Origin of the sequence: Polaromonas aquatica (genome assembly GCF_050626995.1) — a bacterium.
GTDB lineage: Bacteria > Pseudomonadota > Gammaproteobacteria > Burkholderiales > Burkholderiaceae_C > Polaromonas > Polaromonas aquatica_A.
The window spans coordinates 4,428,625-4,445,152 of the sequence record NZ_CP192467.1 but is presented as its reverse complement, the minus strand read 5'-3'; the positions used below and the strand labels follow the sequence as shown (position 1 = coordinate 4,445,152).

Here is a 16,528-nt window from a genome sequence, read left to right as displayed (position 1 = left end):
ATGAGTTGCCGAGTTGTCGAGACACAAGGAAACAAGGAGTTAGCCATGAAAGAACTGCCCAATCCCACCTTTGCATTGTCGCCAGTCGCAATGCCACGGGGGTCACTTCATCAAAGCGGTCATGCTGTCATTCCCGCCGCTGTTCAAAGGCCTGCCGTGGGGAAAATCACGGTCAGCTGGGCCCGGCACCAGGACGAGGTCCGGCAGGCGCAGCGCCTGAGGTACCAGGTTTTCGCGCTGGAAATGGGCGCGAACCTGGCCAAAACCTTGCCCGGCCACGACGTGGACCTGTTCGACGATTACTGCGAGCACCTGCTGGTTCGCGATGCCGACAGCCTGGACGTTATCGGCACCTACCGTGTGCTGACGCCGACCCAGGCTAAACGCGTGGGCAGCACCTACAGCGACACCGAATTTGACCTGACCCGCCTGCGTTCCCTGCGCGAGCGCATGGTGGAGCTGGGCCGCAGCTGCGTGCATGCCGACCATCGCCACGGCGGCGTGATTCTGGCGTTGTGGGGCGCGCTGGCTGAATTCATGTCACGCAACCAGCTCGACACCATGATTGGCTGCGCCAGCATCCCGATGCAGCACAACGGCGTCTCAAGCGGGCATGCGGCCGCCAGCATCTGGCGCCAGGTGCGCGAGACCCATCTCGCCCCGATCGAATACCGCGTGACACCGCGACTGCCGCTGCCAGTGGAGCAACTGGACGGCACGCTGGATGTGGAGCCGCCCGCGTTGATCAAGGGCTATCTGCGCCTGGGCGCCAAGGTGCTCGGTGCACCGGCATGGGATCCGGACTTCAACTCGGCCGACCTGCCCATGATGATGCGCATCGCCGACCTGCCGCCGCGCTACCTCAAGCATTTTTCCGGCAAGCCCGTATCGGGCAGCCCTTCGGAGGCCTGATGCGCAGCATGTTCGACGCCATGGGCGCGCTGGCTTCGTCTGGGACTGGCTTCAGCGGGAACAGCGACGACCACGACGATGACGACTCGCTGCGCAAGCGCTACCGCACCATCTTCATTTCCGACATCCATCTGGGTACGCCAGGCTGCCAGGCAGCGGCGCTGCTGGATTTCCTGAAAGCCCACCCGAGCGACAACCTGTACCTGGTGGGCGACATTGTCGACGGCTGGCAGCTGCGCCGGCGATGGTATTGGCCGCAGTCGCACAACGATGTGGTGCAAAAGCTGCTGCGGCGCGCCCGCAAAGGCTGCCGGGTGGTCTATGTGCCGGGCAACCATGATGAGTTTGCGCGTGAATTTATTGGCAACCAGTTCGGCGGCATCGAGGTGATCGATGAAGCCGTGCACACCACCGCAGACGGCCGCCAGTTGTGGATCATCCACGGCGACTACTTTGACGCGGTGGTGCAATGCGCCAAATGGCTCGCCTACGTGGGCGACAACCTCTATGAATTCACACTCAAACTCAACCGCCACCTCAACAGCCTGCGCGCCCGCATGGGCCTGCCGTACTGGTCGCTCTCTAGCTACCTGAAGCAAAAGGTCAAGAGCGCGCTCAATTACGTCACCGACTTTGAAGAGGCCGTGGCCAATGAAGCGCGCCGCCGCGGCCATCAGGGTGTGGTCTGCGGGCATATACACCGCGCCGAGATGCGCACCATCAACGGCGTGCTGTACTGCAACGACGGCGACTGGGTGGAAAGCCGGACCGCGCTGGTCGAAAACTTCGACGGGACGCTCGAGCTGGTGCACTGGGCGCCCGCGCACGAGACGCAGGGCCGCGGGCATGTGGCTTCCACGGTGGTTGCATGAGGGTCGCCCTTGTCACGGACGCCTGGCTGCCGCAGGTCAATGGCGTTGTCACCACCATGGTGGAACTGGTGCGGGAACTGCAGGAACTGGGCCACCAGGTGGAAGTGATCCAGCCGGGTCTTTTCAAGACGCGGCCGTGCCCGGGTTATGCCGGTATTGACCTGGCGGTACGCCCCAAGCGCGGCCTGACCGAAAAGCTTGATGCCTTTTCGCCGGAAGCCATTCACATCGCTACCGAAGGCCCGCTGGGCTGGGCGGCGCGCAGCTACTGCCTCAAGCGTGGCCTGAAGTTCACCACCGCGTTTCACACCAAGTTTCCTGAAATCCTTCATGCGGCACTGAAGATTCCGCTGTCGTGGGGCTACGCACTCTTTCGCCATTTCCACAGGCCGTCGTCCGGCGTGATGGTGCCTACGCATGGCGTGTTGCGCATGCTGGAGCAGCGGGGTTTTCAGAACCTGCGCAGCTGGACGCACGGTGTAGACACGGAGCTTTTCGCTTTCGAGCCGCAAGCGCGGCTGTACCCGCCCATGGGAACGGTGGTGCGGCCGGTGTCCCTGTTTGTGGGCCGGGTCTCGTATGAAAAAAACATCGAGGCCTTTCTCAAACTGGACATTCCAGGCACCAAGGTGGTCTGCGGGGTAGGTCCGCTGGAGGCAACGCTCAAGGAGCGCTATCCGCAGGTCCGCTGGATGGGTGTTCTGCCCCGGGATGAGCTGGCCAGGGTTTACGCGGCCGCCGATGTGTTTGCTTTCCCCAGTCGGTCAGAAACCTTTGGCCTGGTGATGCTGGAGTCCATGGCTGTTGGCACGCCCGTGGCCGCATACCCAGTCGATGGTCCGCTGGAAGTGCTTGGAAAACCTGATGGAAGTTGTCACGGCGGTGTCATGAATGAAGATCTGCAACAGGCTTGTTACAGCGCGCTGGCGGTGCCGCGGCATGAAGCCCGCCTGCGTGCACTGCACTTCAGTTGGGGCCACGCCGCGCAGCTTTTCGCGTCTTATCTCGTTAACACCACGCAAAATGCCGGGCAAAGCACCGGGCAGACTAACCCCAACGGCGCCAAGGGCAGCCAGGGCGTGCACTTGCCAGCGGCTACGGGTGGGGGCAATATCAGCTGAAAGTACTGTCACGACTTTGTCATGAAACGCGTCAACACTTGGGATACGTTTGATGACAAAGACCTTACCTTGCTGATGCCCACTTCTCCCGACCTGGTGGCAACCGCTGCGCCACCCATCCAGTTTCTGGATCGCGACCACAGCATTCTTGCCTTCAATGAGCGGGTGCTGGACTGGGCCAAGCGGCCGGATGTGCCGCTGCTGGAGCGTCTGAGGTATTTATGCATTGTTTCGTCCAACCTGGACGAATTCTTCGAGGTTCGCACCGCACCGCATCTAACCGCGGCCCAAGCCAACGATGCGAAGGGCCTTTATTCGGTTCAGTCCTTCCAGGCCCTGTCGGCCGCCGCCCACGACATGGTGGCACGCCAATACTCACTCTATAACGACGACCTTCTGCCGGCTTTCGAACGGCAGGGCATACGCATCGTCTCACACGGCGAACGAAATGCGGCCCAGCGCCGTTGGGTGAAGGAGTATTTTGAAAGGGAAGTGCGGCCGCTGTTGATCCCGGTCGGGCTGGACCCTTCGCATCCCTTCCCGCAGGTGGCGAACAAGTCGCTCAACTTCATCGTGCGCCTGGGCGGACACGACGCCTTCGGCCGCGAGAACGACATTGCCATCGTCAAAGTACCGCGGGTGCTGCCGCGTTTCATTCACATGCCTGCCCATGGCAAGGACAAGAGCCGGCTGTTCGTGTCGCTCTCCAGCGTAATTCGGGCGCACCTCGCAGAGCTGTTTCCAGGCCGTGAGGTGGGGCAGTTTTCGCAGTTTCGGGTGACCCGGCACTCTGACCTGGCCGTGGACGAAGACGACGTGAAAAACCTGCGAACGGCTTTGCGTCAGGGCCTGGAGCAGCGCCACTACGGACAGGCGGTGCGCCTGGAGGTTTCTGCGGGCTGTTCCGAATACCTGGCCAGTTTCCTGCTGACGCAGTTCAATTTGCCGACGCCGTCCCTCTATCGCGTGCACGGCCCCGTCAATCTGGTACGCCTGACGCAGCTGGTCGATCTGGTCAACGACCCGAAACTGCTGTTTCCCGGTTACACCGCCTGCTACCCCACCCAGTTGCAACCCGGCCAGTCATTTTTTGAGCGGCTCAAAGAAGGTGACGTGTCCATTCACCAGCCCTTTGAAAGTTTTGACGGCGTCCTTGCCTTCTTGCGAGAGGCTGTTAATGACCCGCAGGTGTTGGCGATCAAACAGACCATCTACCGCACCGGCACCGACTCAGAGCTGATGGTGCTGTTGCGTGAAGCTGTCCGCCGCGGCAAGGAAGTCACCGTGGTGGTGGAGCTTAAAGCGCGCTTTGACGAAGAAGCCAATATCAACTGGGCGGAAATGCTGGAGTCAATAGGCGCCCAGGTGGTGTACGGCGTGGTGGGCCTGAAGACCCATGCCAAGATGCTGCTGGTAACCCGGCGCGAAGGCCGGCACCTGGTGCGGTATGCGCATCTTTCCACCGGCAACTACAACCCACGGACGGCGCGCCTTTATACCGACCTGAGCTACCTGACGGCTGACCCGTTGATGACGGCCGACATCGACAACGTCTTTGTGCACCTGGCCAGCCAGAGCCGCCTGCCCAAGCTGCACCACCTGCTGCTGGCGCCGTTCCAGCTGCATCACAAGCTGATCGCAAGAATTGACGCACTCGGCGAAGCCGCTTTGCAGGGCAAGGATACGCGCCTGGTCGCCAAGATGAACGCGCTGACCGACGAGGACCTGATGCTGGCGCTGGTGAGGGCAGGGCAGCGCGGCGTGAAGATCGACCTGATTGTGCGCGGCGCCTGCATGCTGCCGGCGCAAGTGCCGGGTGTGACCGACAACATCCGCGTGCGTTCCATCATCGGCCGCTTTCTTGAGCATTCGCGCGTGTTTTATTTCCGCTGCGCTGAAGAGGAAACCCTGTTGCTTTCCAGTGCTGACTGGATGAACCGCAATATGCTGCGCCGGGTGGAGCTGGCCTGGCCGGTGACCGACCCGGTGCTGCGCCGGCGCATCATCGACGAATGCCTGGTGGCCTACCTGCATGACGGGCGCGACGCCTGGGACCTGCAGCCTGACGGCACTTACCTGCGCGTGAACCCGCACGGCGATGCCACGCGCCATGGCGCCCAGGCGGCGCTGATGGACCGTTATTCGGCTCCCCAACACCAGGACAAATAACATGGATCTCATCCTGTGGCGTCATGCAGAGGCAGAAGACTGGCCCGAGGGTGATCCGGAGGGCGGCCGCGACCTGGAGCGGTCGTTGACGGCAAGGGGAGAGAAGCAGGCCGCCCGCATGGCTAACTGGCTGGACCGCCAGCTGCCCGAAGGTGCGCGCATTTTCGTCAGCCCTGCGCGGCGCTGCGAACAGACTGCGCTGGCCCTGGGACGCAAATACAAAATCCGCAGTGAGTTGGCACCTGACGCCACCGTTGATCAACTGCTGGAACTGGTTCAGTGGCCGGCAGCCAAGTCTCCGATTCTGGTAGTGGGCCATCAACCCATACTGGGGCAGACCATTGCACAGTTGCTCGGCTTGCAGGAAAGCGAATGCCCGGTCAAAAAGGGTGCACTCTGGTGGCTTCGCAACCGCGACCGCGAGGGACAAAGCCAGACGGTTGTGGTGACCGTGCAATCGCCTGAAGTACTCTGAGCTGGTATATCGGCCGGTATGTGCCGCGATGATGGATCATCGCCGTACAAACAGAAGCCCGTACAAGCCTGCGTGTGGGCAGTGCTTGAATTCTTGGGTTGCGGACCAGCATCGCGGGGAAGCGTCTACCTTGCCGTGCCCTTGTTGGGCGGATGCGCCATGTACCGTTGCGTTTCGTGCCATTGGATAAAAAACAGACCCGGTTCAGCCAGATTTTCTGGATGCCAAGGCTATAGTGCACGTACCGGATCCGCTCCCCCGGCCTGGTTCAACAAGCGGGGAGACCATAAAGGGATTTGCGGGTTTCACGGAATTTTTATCATCGTGTGAATTGACGGTGCGTTGTTCTGCGGCGCACATCACGTTAGGGTCTCATGGCGCTGCTCTTAAAAATTGTCCTCCTGCTGTTCGGCCTTGCCTTCATCGCCTCGGGTGTGAAGAGTGTCCTGCGCCGGGAAGCCAAATTCACATGGCATGAAGACAGCAGTAAACATCGTATCGTTGAAGGGCTTCCTGCAATCCTCGTTGGCCTTGGGGAGGTCGCATTCGGCTTGTGTTTCCTCTTCGCCATGCGCTTTCCCTCTTCAAGCTGAGGATTCACATCGGATCGTTTTGCTCGCTAATGCCGCAGCACTTTCAGCAACCCACTCAGACGACCGTCAGGCCTGCCTTTCGAATATTAGGTGGACTTGTACTTTGCGTCCTGGCTTTGGTGATGGCTGCCACCACGTATCACCTGCTAAATGCAGAAACGCCCGTGTTCCGTCTCGACAGCTGTTCCGGAAAGGGGCGGTTGCTGTGTGAGTTCGGAAACTGGTTAAGCACTGCAATCCCTGATCCCCTGCAAATCTGGCTGGAGCTTGCTTCAGGAATCTTTCTGACAATGTTGGCGCTGTACGGTGCCGTGCGCCTTATGTGGCCGCGTCGTGCGAATGTTTCATCGGGGAACTCGAAGTAGTGTTGTAGACGGCCTGACATGCCAATCAGTTCGGAGGGCTTGTCGTGGGAATTCTTTCACCTGCCATCCGCTGGCCAATTCCATCGGGATGAGGTTTCCACCTGCTGCCTTTCGTTCCAACGTCAGGTCGTAAACTCGCCACATGATCGCTTCTTACCGAAAACCCCAAGTCTGTGTACTCGGCAGCGCCGATCCCGGTTCTCGCGCTTATGAGCTTGCCGGGGAAGCGGGTGAAGCGCTGGCGAAATTCGGCGTTACCGTTGTGAGCGGGTGCGGCAGCCCCGCCACCAGAGTCGCCGCCGAGCGGGCGATTCAGGCCAACGGTCTGGTGCTCAGCATCGTTCCTCCGGACCATATGCCTGCGCCGGACTGGCCCGCGACGGTGGTGCTGCCCTGTGGTATGGGGGATGCCCGTAATCTCCTGATGGCCCTTGCCGGCGATGCTTGCATCGTCATTGGCGGCCGTGCAGGTACCAAATCCGAGGTTCACCTGGCCTGGCTGCACAAACGGCCGCTGCTTCCACTGGTCGGCTGCGGCGGGTGGTCCGATGAACTGCCGTCCAACCCACCCGACGAGCGGGCGAACTCCCCGATTCTGCCGTGGAGCACCATTGCTGAGTTGCAGGAAAACCTGCGCAGTCTTGGGTTGGTTCAGAGTGCGGCTTGGCTTGTTTCTCAAGGCTCGCAAACTGGACTCGCACCTTGCTTGGGACGGGGAAGTCCCTTTCATTCCTCAGGCCTCCTGATCACTATGACCAGAAAAGTTATTGCAAGCATCAAAAATTCGCGGATGGCGTCAGCCGTCGCTCTTTTGATTTCGTTCACAGTTCCATTCACGCGGGTACTTTCAACAAATCTTGTATGGGAAGCCGGAAAAAATATCCCGGGTAGCGTGTCAGACACATCTATTTCCGCCTCAAACGGACTTCCACTGGTACTGATTATTTTCGCGTCATGGACGGCTTGTTTTTCTATTTCTCGCCGCATCATCAAATCAAAGTTGGTTGTCACGCTGGCTTCGAACCTTGCCGCCGTTCTGGTTTTCTGCGTCTGCGCGACCTTCCAGTTTGGTGTTGCGGTCTGGAATCCAGTTCCAGATGCTGGACTGACGAATCTCTTCCCCATCAGGTTCGCCCTGGCCGTTCTGATGGCGTTCGCCTGTAGTGCGTCTGCCGCCTTCTTTTTGGCGCCACGGCCTGACAAGTCATCGATGGGCTCGTTCTCAAACGCAAGAAGCTGATCGATAGATGGGCTGGAAGAGATGCTGGATTCCCTAAACCCATGAACACCTCATCCTTATTCTCAGCGAAAGAACTTGACCAATTGTTGGCGCAAGAATGCATTTCTTTCGAGCATCCCTGGAGCACCCGCGACGAGTCGCAGATCGATAGCTACCTCAAGACAGTGTGTGAAGAGATCTCTTCGGCAACGGATACCTTGTCGCGTATCGAATGGGGGCATTACGGTTCAGGGTATGCATCGTTCGTCGACGCCTGGTTCTATAGGCCAACTCCAGCATTTGATGTGCCATCTCCCTTGCGCCAAGGCGAAGAGCATGTCGGCCTGGTGGTCCTGCTCTCACGCCTCTCGCCCTATTTCGTATTCATGGAAGGGGAAAAGCGTTGGCACGCCAAAGGAGGCAGTAGTTATCTACCCGCCTTCCAGGGCGTCGATTCGCTGTCCTTTCCAGGAGTGCTTGATCTGGCGGCGCAGGTCCAGAAGGTCCTGGAGAGCTGTGGTTTGCGGCGATTGTCCAAGAGGGAACTGTCCAGTCCCCTGCACCCTGACATACAAGTTCCAACCATCCTCGGCGATCCGCCCTATACGGAGTTCGATGCGCTATTCCATTGGGAAGACTAGGCGGCCAGGCATGGCGCCCAGGTTTTTTTTCGCTCCATGAGCAACCCAGCACTCTTGCGGGTGCTGGAAGCTGCCGTTGTGTAGCGCTTAGGTGCCGAGCGTAGGGCGGCCGGTCTTGATGGCGGGAACCTGCTCCAGCGCCGTCAGGAAGGCAGCGTCGGACAGGCTGGCCAGCAGCTTGATGCCTGCGCGCAGCAGTTCGCTTTTCTTGGCGGGGCGGGTCAGCTTGGCAGCGCGTTGTTTGAGCTCCTCCAGTACCACGTATTCGGCTTTCGGGATGGTGAAACTGTCGCGGACCAGCTTGGGCTTTTTGGTTTTCTCGGGCTTGGCAGCTTTCACGGGCTTGGCGTTCGCCTGGGGTTTGACGGCCGGCTTTTTGACGCCCGCTTTTTTCACGATGGCGTTCTTGACGGTGCCTTTGCCGGCCGGAGCCTTGGCGGGGGACGTTTTTTTTGTGGCCGGTTTGGCGGCAGTCTTCACCTGGGTCTTGGGGGTGGTGGGTGCCTGTGCAGTGGTTTTTGCAGTTGCTTTGTTGCGGGTAGCCATGGATTGATCCTTTTGAGTGAGCGGTCGAATAACCGTATATACAGTTTATACGGTTTATTCGAAAGAGATCAACTCGCCGGATTTGCGCTGACTGCTCGTGCGCTCAGCCGAAAAGAAGGAGCGGGATCAGCCGCCGGGAACGACCAGCGTCCACGGCGTTTTCTGCCACGCCAGAACTTCTTCCTGCAGCAGGTGGGCCGATTGGGGAAAGGCTTGCGCCCAGCCGGCGCGGCAGTTCAGCACAAAAATCTTGCTGGGCTCGGCGCTGCTTTCGAGTTGAAGGCCTTTGAGATCCGGGTCACGCCTGGCATGGCACAGAATGACGGCCAGCCGCAGGCACAGCAGTTGCTGGATGAACACGCGGTCGTCAAAGTTGACCTCGAGCTTGCGAAGCTTGCCGCGATGGCCCAGCACCAGCAGGCTCAGGCGGTGCAACTCGGGCAGGGCAAAGCCGGGCGCGTCGGCGTTGTCCAGGATGTAGGCGCCGTGTTTGTGATAGTCGCTGTGGGAAATCTGAGCGCCAATTTCATGCAGGTGGGCCGCCCATTCCAGCTTGCGCTGGAATCGCTCCGTGTCGGCGCGGGGCATACCGGCACTGGCCATGGCGAACAGGTGTTTGGCGATTTTGCTGACCCGCTGTGCCTGCGCAGCATCGGCGCCGAATTTGCTGGCAAGCCGCTGCACGGTGGTGGACCGCAGGTCGGTCAAGTCCTGCTCCCGGTCGACGAGGTCATAGAGTACGCCATGGCGCAGGGCTCCCTGGGCGGCGTCCATTTGCGTGATGTTCAGCAGGTCGAAGACCGCACGCAGAACACTGACACCGCCACCTATGACGGCACGGCGGTCGTCTTTCATGCCGTCAAGCTTCAGCCGGTCGGCGCTTTGCGCCTTGAGCAGGCGGTCCAGCAGCCAGTCGAGGCCTTCCTGCGTGACCATGCCCGCGGGCCAGCCCGAAGCGGTCAGCACGTCGCTGACAGCGCCAATCGTGCCGGAGGATCCATAGGCCGTGTCCCAGGTGCCGGCGCGGTATGTGTTGACGGCTTCGTCAAGCACCGCCTTGGCGGCGACCTCCGCCGTCTGGAAAGCGCGTGGGGTGAACTGCCCGTCGGGAAAGTACTTCATCGACCACGCCACGCTGCCGACGCGATAGGACTCCATGGTGTGCGCGTCCAGGCCTTTGCCGAGAATCATCTCGGTGGATCGCCCACCGATATCCACCACGAGCCGGCGTTCATCGGACTGGGGCAAGAGGTGGGCCACGCCCTGGTAAATCAGGCGGGCTTCTTCGCGGCCCGGGATGACGTCAATGGCAAAGCCGAGGATTTTGTGGGCACGTTCCAGGAACTCCTCACGGTTGCGCGCCTCGCGCAAGGTCTGGGTAGCGACAGCGCGGACCTGGTACTTCTTGAAGCCGGCCAGGCGTTCGCCAAAGCGCGCCAGGCAGTCCCAGCCGCGCTGCATGGCTTCAGGGGTCAGGTTGCGGTCGGCATCCAGCCCGTTGCCCTGGCGAACGGTCTCCTTGAGATATTCGGTGCGGTGGATCTGGCCGGCGTCAAAGCGGCCGATTTCAAGTCGAAAGCTGTTGGACCCGAGGTCTACAGCGGCGAGTAGCGTTCCGTTTTGCATACCTGAGTTTAAGGGCTTGCCATAGCATTCGCGCGGGACTCGCATCAGCATTTCTGGTCAGTCGACACAGTGTTTACAAGCCCTTGCTTAGCCGACCAGTCGGCCGTCGATCGTCATCATGCTTTGTGTGACGTAGTTGCCGCTCCTTCGCTGGGCATCGAAGCTGATGCTGAATCCGCCGACATCCAGCTTTGCACGGCGCTGAAAAGCGGCGAGAACACTCTGGCGGTTCAGTGGACCGTCAACATCGTTGAGTACCTCGTAGGTGTAGCGTGCAGCGATGTACCCCGCCAGGCTCAGGGGTGTGGGGGGTTCGTCAAAGAGGCGTGAAAGCGTTTCGCGGTAGCTCCTGACCACCGGAAGGCTGGCATTGACCAGCGGCACTGGCTGGGTGGCGATGACCGGTGTGTTTCGTGCCGCACCCATCTGCAGCATGGTTTGCAGGTTCACGTCGGCCAATGCGACGATGTAGCGTTGGCGCGACTGCTTTTCCAGGCCCTGGGTGAACTCGGCCAGTTCAGGCGTGCCACCCACAAACAGCAATACGGCAGGTGTCTGCGGCGTGAGTTTCTGGCTCAAGGCGCGCAGGTCGCCCGCCGCCTTGAAGAGTTGCAGCTTGAGCTGCATGCGCGCCGCGATGCGTTCGACGTCTGCGTGGTAGGCGGTGTAGTCCTGCGCAGTGGCGTAAATGGCGCCCAGCTCTTTCAGACCCATGGTGGTGAGGCTTTTGAGTGCATAGGTGATTTGTTCCTGACGGCCGGCGAAGATGGGGAAAGTCTTGTCGTCAATGTCGAGACTGGAGTTTTGCAGCCACGGTGCGGCGTGGGGGATGCCCAGACCCAGCTGGTGGGAAAGCGCCACGATCTGGCTGGCGACATGGTCGCCGACACTGCCCGAGAGGACTACGCAGGAAGGGTTGTCCTTGACCGAGTCCAGTGCCGTGCGCAAGCTCGCCGGCGTGCCGTCTGATTCCAGCGTCAGGTGCTGGACCTGCCGGCCGCGCACGCCGCCGCGCAGGTTAATGTCCTGCCAGGCGGCGCGTGAGCCGATCAGGAAATCCTTGGAGACGTCCTGTTGCGCCTGGGAGAAGTCGACCGGTTGGGCCACGACAATGCTGCGCGATGAGGCTCCTTTGCCGGGTTGGGCCCAGGCCGGGCTTGCAGTTGCTGCGGCGGCCAGTCCGGCGCGCTGCAGCAACTGGCGGCGATTGACTGAGACTAAGGGCATTTGAGATGGCATGGATGCTCCTTGGTGCACGAGGCAGCTCGCCGTGCGTGGATTGCTATTAAAACGATAGCTGCCTGCGCCCGCCTTGCAACGGGGTAACGCGCGAAATCTCATAAATTCAATAAAAAACGGGCCAAACCCTGAGGCTTGACCCGTTGATGCACTGACAGGCTTTACTTGGCGGGCGGAATCAGCACGCTGTCCACAATATGTACAACGCCATTGGTTGCCGGTATATCGGCGGTCTGGACCAGGGCGTCCTCGATGGTGACGAATTCGCCAGCCTTGGAGAGCGCCACATTGGCGCCATGGACGGTTTTGGTGTTGCCGTTCTTGACGTTTGCTGCCATTACCTTGCCGGGAACCACGTGGTAGGCCAGAACCGCTTTGAGTCTGGCCGGGTCCTTGGCGAGGTCGTCCATGGTTTTGGCGGGCACTTTGGCGAAAGCCGCGTTGGTGGGCGCGAATACGGTGTAAGGGCCAGTGCCCTTGAGCGTGTCGGCTAGGCCGGCTTTGGTGACCAGGCCGTTGAGGGTGCTGAGCTGTGACTGGGTAGCAATCGTGTCCGCCACTGACACAGGGGTGGAGGTGGTAGCGCAACCAGAAAGGGCTGCAACAGTGGCGGCGAGGAACAGAAAGCGGCGGTTCAACATGGGGTTCTCCTGATTAAGACAGGGCCAAGCGTAGGAGAACTCAATGACAAATCCGTGACGGGTATTTGAAGGTTTTGTGACGATTTACAGGGGAGGCAACGGTCTGAAGGACTGTCATATTTGTCACATTCTTGTCACACAAGATTTCTACAGTCGACGCATGTCACCGCATGGCTCCCGCCAATCCCGACTCATTTCCCCTATTTCCAACCCAAGAGGTGTTCTGATGAATCTGACTTTCAAAGCTACCCTGACTACCGTAATGGGCGTTGCCCTCGCGTCATTCGCCACGCTGGCCGCTGCCCAGGACGTGACCGGCGCCGGTGCGAGCTTCCCGGCTCCCCTGTATTCCAAGTGGGCGGCTGATTACAACAAGGCCACCAACGTCAAGATCAACTACCAGTCGGTCGGTTCCGGCGCCGGTTTGCGTCAGATTGAAGCGAAAACCGTCGATTTCGGCGCTTCCGATGCCCCGCTGAAGGACGAAGAGCTGGCCAAGAAAGGCCTGATGCAGTTCCCCACCGTGATCGGCGGCGTGATTCCTGTGGTCAACATCAAGGGCATCGCCCCAGGCCAGCTCAAGCTGAGCGGCCAGGTACTGGGTGATATCTACCTGGGCAAGATCACCAACTGGACCGATCCGGCCATCAAGGCACTGAACCCCACACTGGCCCTGCCTGATGCGGCCATCGCCCCGGTTCGCCGCGCTGACGGCTCCGGCACCAGCTTCATTTTCACAAACTACCTGAGCAAAGTGAATCCCGAGTGGAAGTCCAAAGTAGGTGAGGGCACCGCGGTGAACTGGCCAGTAGGCGCCGGCGGCAAGGGAAATGAAGGCGTGGCGGCATTCGTCGGCCGTCTGCCCAATTCGATCGGCTATGTGGAATACGCCTACGTCAAGCAAAACAAAATGACCTTTGCCCAACTGAAGAACGCCGCCGGCAATTTTGTGTCGCCTGAAGATGGCGCATTCAAGGCAGCCGCAGCCGGTGCCGACTGGTCCAAGAGCTTCTACCAGATCCTGACCGAGCAGCCAGGCAAGGATTCGTGGCCCATCACCGGCGCTACTTTCATCCTGATGCAAAAAGTCCAGGACAAGCCAGCCCAGGCCACCGCATCGCTCAAGTTCTTTGAATGGGCTTACAAAAATGGCGACAAGACCGCCGACGACCTGGACTACGTGCCCATGCCTGCCAACGTGAAGACCATCATCGAAAAATCCTGGGCTGACATCAAGGATGCATCCGGCAAAGCCGTTGCTTACAAGTAAGCCTTAAGAAATAAGCCTTGAAACATCGGTTTTCCGTTGTTGTCACAAACCATAGGGGTTTCCCACGTGTCCTCTACACTTCCTGCTAGCCGGGCCGCTTTTGACCACCCGGCCAAAGCGACCGGACGCGATATGACCAATCCTCCCCCTGGCGGCGCTGTGCGCAGAAGCCCCCTGGCCGACCGGCTCTTCGGTTGGGCTGCGCAAGGCGCGGCCTGGCTGACCTTGAGCCTGCTGGCCGGCATCCTTGTTTCGCTGGTGATTGGGGCTTGGCCCGCTATCAGCAAATACGGCCTGGGCTTCCTGGCCAGCAGCGTCTGGGACCCTGTCAAGGGTGAGTACGGCGGCCTGGTCATGATCTACGGCACCATTGCCACGTCATTGATCGCCCTGGTTATTGCCGTGCCAGTCAGTTTTGGCATTGCGCTGTTCCTGACCGAACTTTCGCCAGCCTGGCTCAAGAGGCCACTGGGCACCGCCATTGAATTGCTCGCCGCAGTTCCCTCCATCGTGTATGGCATGTGGGGTTTGCTGGTGTTCGGACCCATCCTGGCAACCTATGTGCAGCAGCCGCTGCAAAGTCTTTTCAGCGGCGTTCCATACCTCGGCGCCTTGGTATCGGGGCCGCCGGTTGGCATTGGCATCCTGTCTGCTGGCATTATTCTGGCCATCATGATCATCCCTTTTATCGCCTCGGTGATGCGGGATGTATTTGAAGTGACGCCGGTGCTGCTCAAGGAGTCGGCTTATGGCCTGGGTTCGACCACCTGGGAAGTCGTTTCCAAAGTGGTGTTGCCTTATACCAAGGCCGGTGTCATTGGCGGCATCATGCTGGGTCTTGGGCGCGCGCTCGGTGAAACCATGGCTGTGACCTTTGTCATCGGCAACTTCAACCAGCTTGACTCGCTGAGCCTGTTCCAGGCTGCCAACAGCATTACGTCGGCGCTGGCCAACGAGTTTGCCGAAGCAGGGGAGGGTCTGCATCAGGCTGCCTTGATTTATCTGGGTTTGGTGCTGTTCTTCATCACGTTCGTCGTGCTGTCCCTGTCGAAGCTGCTGCTGGCTCAATTGCGGAAAAGTGAAGGAGCCAAAACATGAGCGCCGTGATGCCTGATGCTCGTCTGGAAAAGTTTGCCCGCCGCAAACTGGTGAACAAGGTTGCGCTTGTTCTTTCTCTTGCCGCCATGTCGTTTGGCCTTTTCTGGCTTGCGTGGATTCTTTGGGAAACCATACGCCTGGGAATCGGTGGCCTCTCGATGGCTACTCTTACGCAGATGACGCCGGCGCCCAATGAAGAGGGCGGTATTGCCAATGCGCTCTACGGATCCTTCCTGATGGTGTTGCTTGCCACGTTTGTCGGTACCCCCATCGGAATCATGGCCGGAATTTACCTGGCCGAGTACAACACCAAGGGCTGGCTTGCGTCGGTCACGCGATTCGTCAACGACATTCTGCTGTCGGCTCCGTCCATCGTGATTGGCCTGTTTGTGTACACCGTTGTTGTGTCGCAGTTCAAGTCGTATTCGGGCTGGGCGGGTGTGCTGGCGTTGGCGCTGATCGTGATTCCGGTGGTCATACGTACGACCGAGAACATGCTTCAGCTGGTCCCGCCAGGCCTGCGTGAGGCAGCCTATGCGCTCGGCGCACCGAAGTGGAAAGTCATCACCAGCATTACGCTGAGAGCTGCACGTGCGGGCGTCACGACTGGAATATTGCTGGCTGTTGCGCGCATCGCCGGTGAGACTGCACCTCTGCTCTTCACGGCGCTGAACAACCAGTTCTGGACCTCCGACCTGAGCCAGCCGATGGCCAGCCTGCCTGTAACGATTTTCAAGTTTGCGCTGAGTCCCTATGAAAACTGGCAGCAACTGGCGTGGGCAGGCGTGTTTCTGATCACGATCGCTGTGCTTGGTTTGAATATCCTGGCTCGCGTGTTGACGCGCAATAAAAACTGACCGGTTGAACCACGTTATTTGCTTCAGCCTACCTAACCCTACAAGGTCAAAAGATGGACACTCTCACCGCACAACGCGAGCAGTCGAAGATTTCGGTCAAGAATCTCGACTTTTACTATGGCAAGTTTCACGCCCTCAAGGGCATCAACCTGGAAATCCCTGAGAAGAAGGTCACGGCCTTCATCGGCCCTTCAGGCTGTGGGAAATCCACCTTGCTGCGTATTTTCAATCGCATGTACGAGCTGTATCCCGAGCAGCGCGCAGAAGGCGAGATCATGTTTGATGGCGAGAACCTGCTCACGTCCAAAAAGGATGTGGCTCTGATTCGTGCCAAGGTCGGCATGGTGTTCCAGAAACCTACGCCGTTCCCCATGTCGATCTATGACAACATCGCCTTCGGCGTGAAGCTGTTTGAAAGCCTGAACGCCTCGGACATGGACGAGCGCGTGGAATGGGCGCTGCGCAAGGCCGCTTTGTGGACGGAAGTCAAGGACAAGCTCAACCAGAGCGGCGCCAGCCTCTCGGGTGGCCAGCAGCAACGCCTGTGCATTGCCCGCGGCATCGCCATCAAGCCCGAAGTGCTGCTGCTGGACGAGCCCTGCTCGGCGCTGGACCCGATCTCCACCGCCAAGGTGGAAGAACTGATCGCCGAACTGAAGAACGAATACACGGTGGTCATCGTGACGCACAACATGCAGCAGGCCGCCCGCTGCAGCGACTACACGGCTTATATGTACCTGGGTGACCTCGTTGAATTCGGCGCAACCGAAGACCTGTTCTTCAAGCCCAAGCGCAAAGAGACCGAAGACTACATCACCGGCCGTTTCGGATGAACAAGATTGCCCCCTGCCTCGGCTCACTGCGTGTAGCCGGAATCCCCCTCA

Annotated in this window: 16 protein-coding genes; 12 read left to right on the top strand and 4 right to left on the bottom strand. The window is 59.7% G+C overall.

Annotation, left to right across the window (positions count from 1 at the left end):
- Positions 1 to 45 precede the first annotated feature (45 nt).
- From ACQ4MS_RS21185 to ACQ4MS_RS21150, 8 genes are all read left to right on the top strand, one after another.
- The gene (locus tag ACQ4MS_RS21185) at positions 46 to 912 is read left to right on the top strand and encodes a GNAT family N-acetyltransferase (protein ID WP_431096728.1); all 867 of its coding nucleotides are present in this window, start codon (positions 46 to 48) and stop codon (positions 910 to 912) included.
- Positions 912 to 1,784, top strand: a complete 873-nt coding sequence (locus ACQ4MS_RS21180) for a UDP-2,3-diacylglucosamine diphosphatase (RefSeq protein ID WP_431096727.1) — start codon at positions 912 to 914, stop codon at positions 1,782 to 1,784. The genes ACQ4MS_RS21185 and ACQ4MS_RS21180 overlap by 1 nt, the downstream gene beginning before the upstream one ends.
- Positions 1,781 to 2,905, top strand: coding sequence for a glycosyltransferase family 4 protein (locus tag ACQ4MS_RS21175; RefSeq protein WP_431096726.1), 1,125 nt, complete (start codon positions 1,781 to 1,783; stop codon positions 2,903 to 2,905). The genes ACQ4MS_RS21180 and ACQ4MS_RS21175 overlap by 4 nt, the downstream gene beginning before the upstream one ends.
- A gap of 75 nt (positions 2,906 to 2,980) precedes the next feature.
- A complete protein-coding gene (ppk1, locus tag ACQ4MS_RS21170) occupies positions 2,981 to 5,074 on the top strand; it encodes a polyphosphate kinase 1 (protein WP_431099640.1) in 2,094 nt (697 codons plus the stop codon).
- 1 nt (position 5,075) lies between these two features.
- The gene (locus ACQ4MS_RS21165; protein ID WP_431096724.1) at positions 5,076 to 5,549 is read left to right on the top strand and encodes a SixA phosphatase family protein; all 474 of its coding nucleotides are present in this window, start codon (positions 5,076 to 5,078) and stop codon (positions 5,547 to 5,549) included.
- A gap of 374 nt (positions 5,550 to 5,923) precedes the next feature.
- Positions 5,924 to 6,142: a hypothetical protein gene (locus ACQ4MS_RS21160; RefSeq protein ID WP_431096723.1), complete on the top strand. Its 219-nt coding sequence runs from the start codon at positions 5,924 to 5,926 to the stop codon at positions 6,140 to 6,142.
- A 507-nt stretch (positions 6,143 to 6,649) separates the two neighbouring features.
- Complete coding sequence (locus tag ACQ4MS_RS21155; protein ID WP_431096721.1) at positions 6,650 to 7,747, top strand: hypothetical protein; 1,098 nt, start codon at positions 6,650 to 6,652, stop codon at positions 7,745 to 7,747.
- Between the two features lie 41 nt (positions 7,748 to 7,788).
- A complete protein-coding gene (locus ACQ4MS_RS21150; RefSeq protein ID WP_431096720.1) occupies positions 7,789 to 8,367 on the top strand; it encodes a hypothetical protein in 579 nt (192 codons plus the stop codon).
- An 87-nt stretch (positions 8,368 to 8,454) separates the two neighbouring features.
- On the opposite strand, the gene ACQ4MS_RS21145 is transcribed toward ACQ4MS_RS21150, so the two are convergent.
- The 4 genes from ACQ4MS_RS21145 to ACQ4MS_RS21130 form a co-directional block, all read right to left on the bottom strand.
- On the bottom strand, positions 8,455 to 8,913 hold the full coding sequence (locus ACQ4MS_RS21145) for a hypothetical protein (RefSeq protein ID WP_431096719.1): 459 nt from the start codon (positions 8,911 to 8,913) through the stop codon (positions 8,455 to 8,457).
- A 126-nt stretch (positions 8,914 to 9,039) separates the two neighbouring features.
- Positions 9,040 to 10,539: an exopolyphosphatase gene (gene ppx / locus ACQ4MS_RS21140; RefSeq protein WP_431096718.1), complete on the bottom strand. Its 1,500-nt coding sequence runs from the start codon at positions 10,537 to 10,539 to the stop codon at positions 9,040 to 9,042.
- Between the two features lie 87 nt (positions 10,540 to 10,626).
- On the bottom strand, positions 10,627 to 11,766 hold the full coding sequence (locus tag ACQ4MS_RS21135) for an ABC transporter substrate-binding protein (protein WP_431096717.1): 1,140 nt from the start codon (positions 11,764 to 11,766) through the stop codon (positions 10,627 to 10,629).
- Positions 11,767 to 11,939: 173 nt separating this feature from the next.
- The gene (locus ACQ4MS_RS21130; RefSeq protein WP_431096715.1) at positions 11,940 to 12,419 is read right to left on the bottom strand and encodes a fasciclin domain-containing protein; all 480 of its coding nucleotides are present in this window, start codon (positions 12,417 to 12,419) and stop codon (positions 11,940 to 11,942) included.
- Positions 12,420 to 12,645: 226 nt separating this feature from the next.
- Between ACQ4MS_RS21130 and pstS the strand changes: the two genes are divergently transcribed.
- The 4 genes from pstS (at position 12,646) to pstB (ending at position 16,477) form a co-directional block, all read left to right on the top strand.
- The gene (gene pstS / locus ACQ4MS_RS21125) at positions 12,646 to 13,689 is read left to right on the top strand and encodes a phosphate ABC transporter substrate-binding protein PstS (protein WP_431096714.1); all 1,044 of its coding nucleotides are present in this window, start codon (positions 12,646 to 12,648) and stop codon (positions 13,687 to 13,689) included.
- Positions 13,690 to 13,821: 132 nt separating this feature from the next.
- Positions 13,822 to 14,787, top strand: coding sequence for a phosphate ABC transporter permease subunit PstC (pstC, locus tag ACQ4MS_RS21120; RefSeq protein WP_431096713.1), 966 nt, complete (start codon positions 13,822 to 13,824; stop codon positions 14,785 to 14,787).
- Positions 14,784 to 15,644 carry a phosphate ABC transporter permease PstA gene (gene pstA, locus ACQ4MS_RS21115; protein WP_431096711.1) on the top strand — a complete coding sequence of 287 codons (861 nt, stop codon included), beginning with the start codon at positions 14,784 to 14,786 and terminating at the stop codon, positions 15,642 to 15,644. The genes pstC and pstA overlap by 4 nt, the downstream gene beginning before the upstream one ends.
- A gap of 53 nt (positions 15,645 to 15,697) precedes the next feature.
- Positions 15,698 to 16,477: a phosphate ABC transporter ATP-binding protein PstB gene (pstB, locus tag ACQ4MS_RS21110; RefSeq protein WP_431096710.1), complete on the top strand. Its 780-nt coding sequence runs from the start codon at positions 15,698 to 15,700 to the stop codon at positions 16,475 to 16,477.
- Positions 16,478 to 16,528 lie beyond the last annotated feature (51 nt).

What these genes read in the sequence shown, in the direction of transcription:
- ACQ4MS_RS21185 (WP_431096728.1), top strand. Translation starts at nt 46, where the DNA reads ATGAAAGAACTGCCCAATCCCACCTTTGCATTGTCGCCAGTCGCAATG.
- ACQ4MS_RS21180 (WP_431096727.1), top strand. Translation starts at nt 912, where the DNA reads ATGCGCAGCATGTTCGACGCCATGGGCGCGCTGGCTTCGTCTGGGACT.
- ACQ4MS_RS21175 (WP_431096726.1), top strand. Translation starts at nt 1,781, where the DNA reads ATGAGGGTCGCCCTTGTCACGGACGCCTGGCTGCCGCAGGTCAATGGC.
- ppk1 (WP_431099640.1), top strand. Translation starts at nt 2,981, where the DNA reads ATGCCCACTTCTCCCGACCTGGTGGCAACCGCTGCGCCACCCATCCAG.
- ACQ4MS_RS21165 (WP_431096724.1), top strand. Translation starts at nt 5,076, where the DNA reads ATGGATCTCATCCTGTGGCGTCATGCAGAGGCAGAAGACTGGCCCGAG.
- ACQ4MS_RS21160 (WP_431096723.1), top strand. Translation starts at nt 5,924, where the DNA reads ATGGCGCTGCTCTTAAAAATTGTCCTCCTGCTGTTCGGCCTTGCCTTC.
- ACQ4MS_RS21155 (WP_431096721.1), top strand. Translation starts at nt 6,650, where the DNA reads ATGATCGCTTCTTACCGAAAACCCCAAGTCTGTGTACTCGGCAGCGCC.
- ACQ4MS_RS21150 (WP_431096720.1), top strand. Translation starts at nt 7,789, where the DNA reads ATGAACACCTCATCCTTATTCTCAGCGAAAGAACTTGACCAATTGTTG.
- ACQ4MS_RS21145 (WP_431096719.1), bottom strand. Translation starts at nt 8,913, where the DNA reads ATGGCTACCCGCAACAAAGCAACTGCAAAAACCACTGCACAGGCACCC.
- ppx (WP_431096718.1), bottom strand. Translation starts at nt 10,539, where the DNA reads ATGCAAAACGGAACGCTACTCGCCGCTGTAGACCTCGGGTCCAACAGC.
- ACQ4MS_RS21135 (WP_431096717.1), bottom strand. Translation starts at nt 11,766, where the DNA reads ATGCCCTTAGTCTCAGTCAATCGCCGCCAGTTGCTGCAGCGCGCCGGA.
- ACQ4MS_RS21130 (WP_431096715.1), bottom strand. Translation starts at nt 12,419, where the DNA reads ATGTTGAACCGCCGCTTTCTGTTCCTCGCCGCCACTGTTGCAGCCCTT.
- pstS (WP_431096714.1), top strand. Translation starts at nt 12,646, where the DNA reads ATGAATCTGACTTTCAAAGCTACCCTGACTACCGTAATGGGCGTTGCC.
- pstC (WP_431096713.1), top strand. Translation starts at nt 13,822, where the DNA reads ATGACCAATCCTCCCCCTGGCGGCGCTGTGCGCAGAAGCCCCCTGGCC.
- pstA (WP_431096711.1), top strand. Translation starts at nt 14,784, where the DNA reads ATGAGCGCCGTGATGCCTGATGCTCGTCTGGAAAAGTTTGCCCGCCGC.
- pstB (WP_431096710.1), top strand. Translation starts at nt 15,698, where the DNA reads ATGGACACTCTCACCGCACAACGCGAGCAGTCGAAGATTTCGGTCAAG.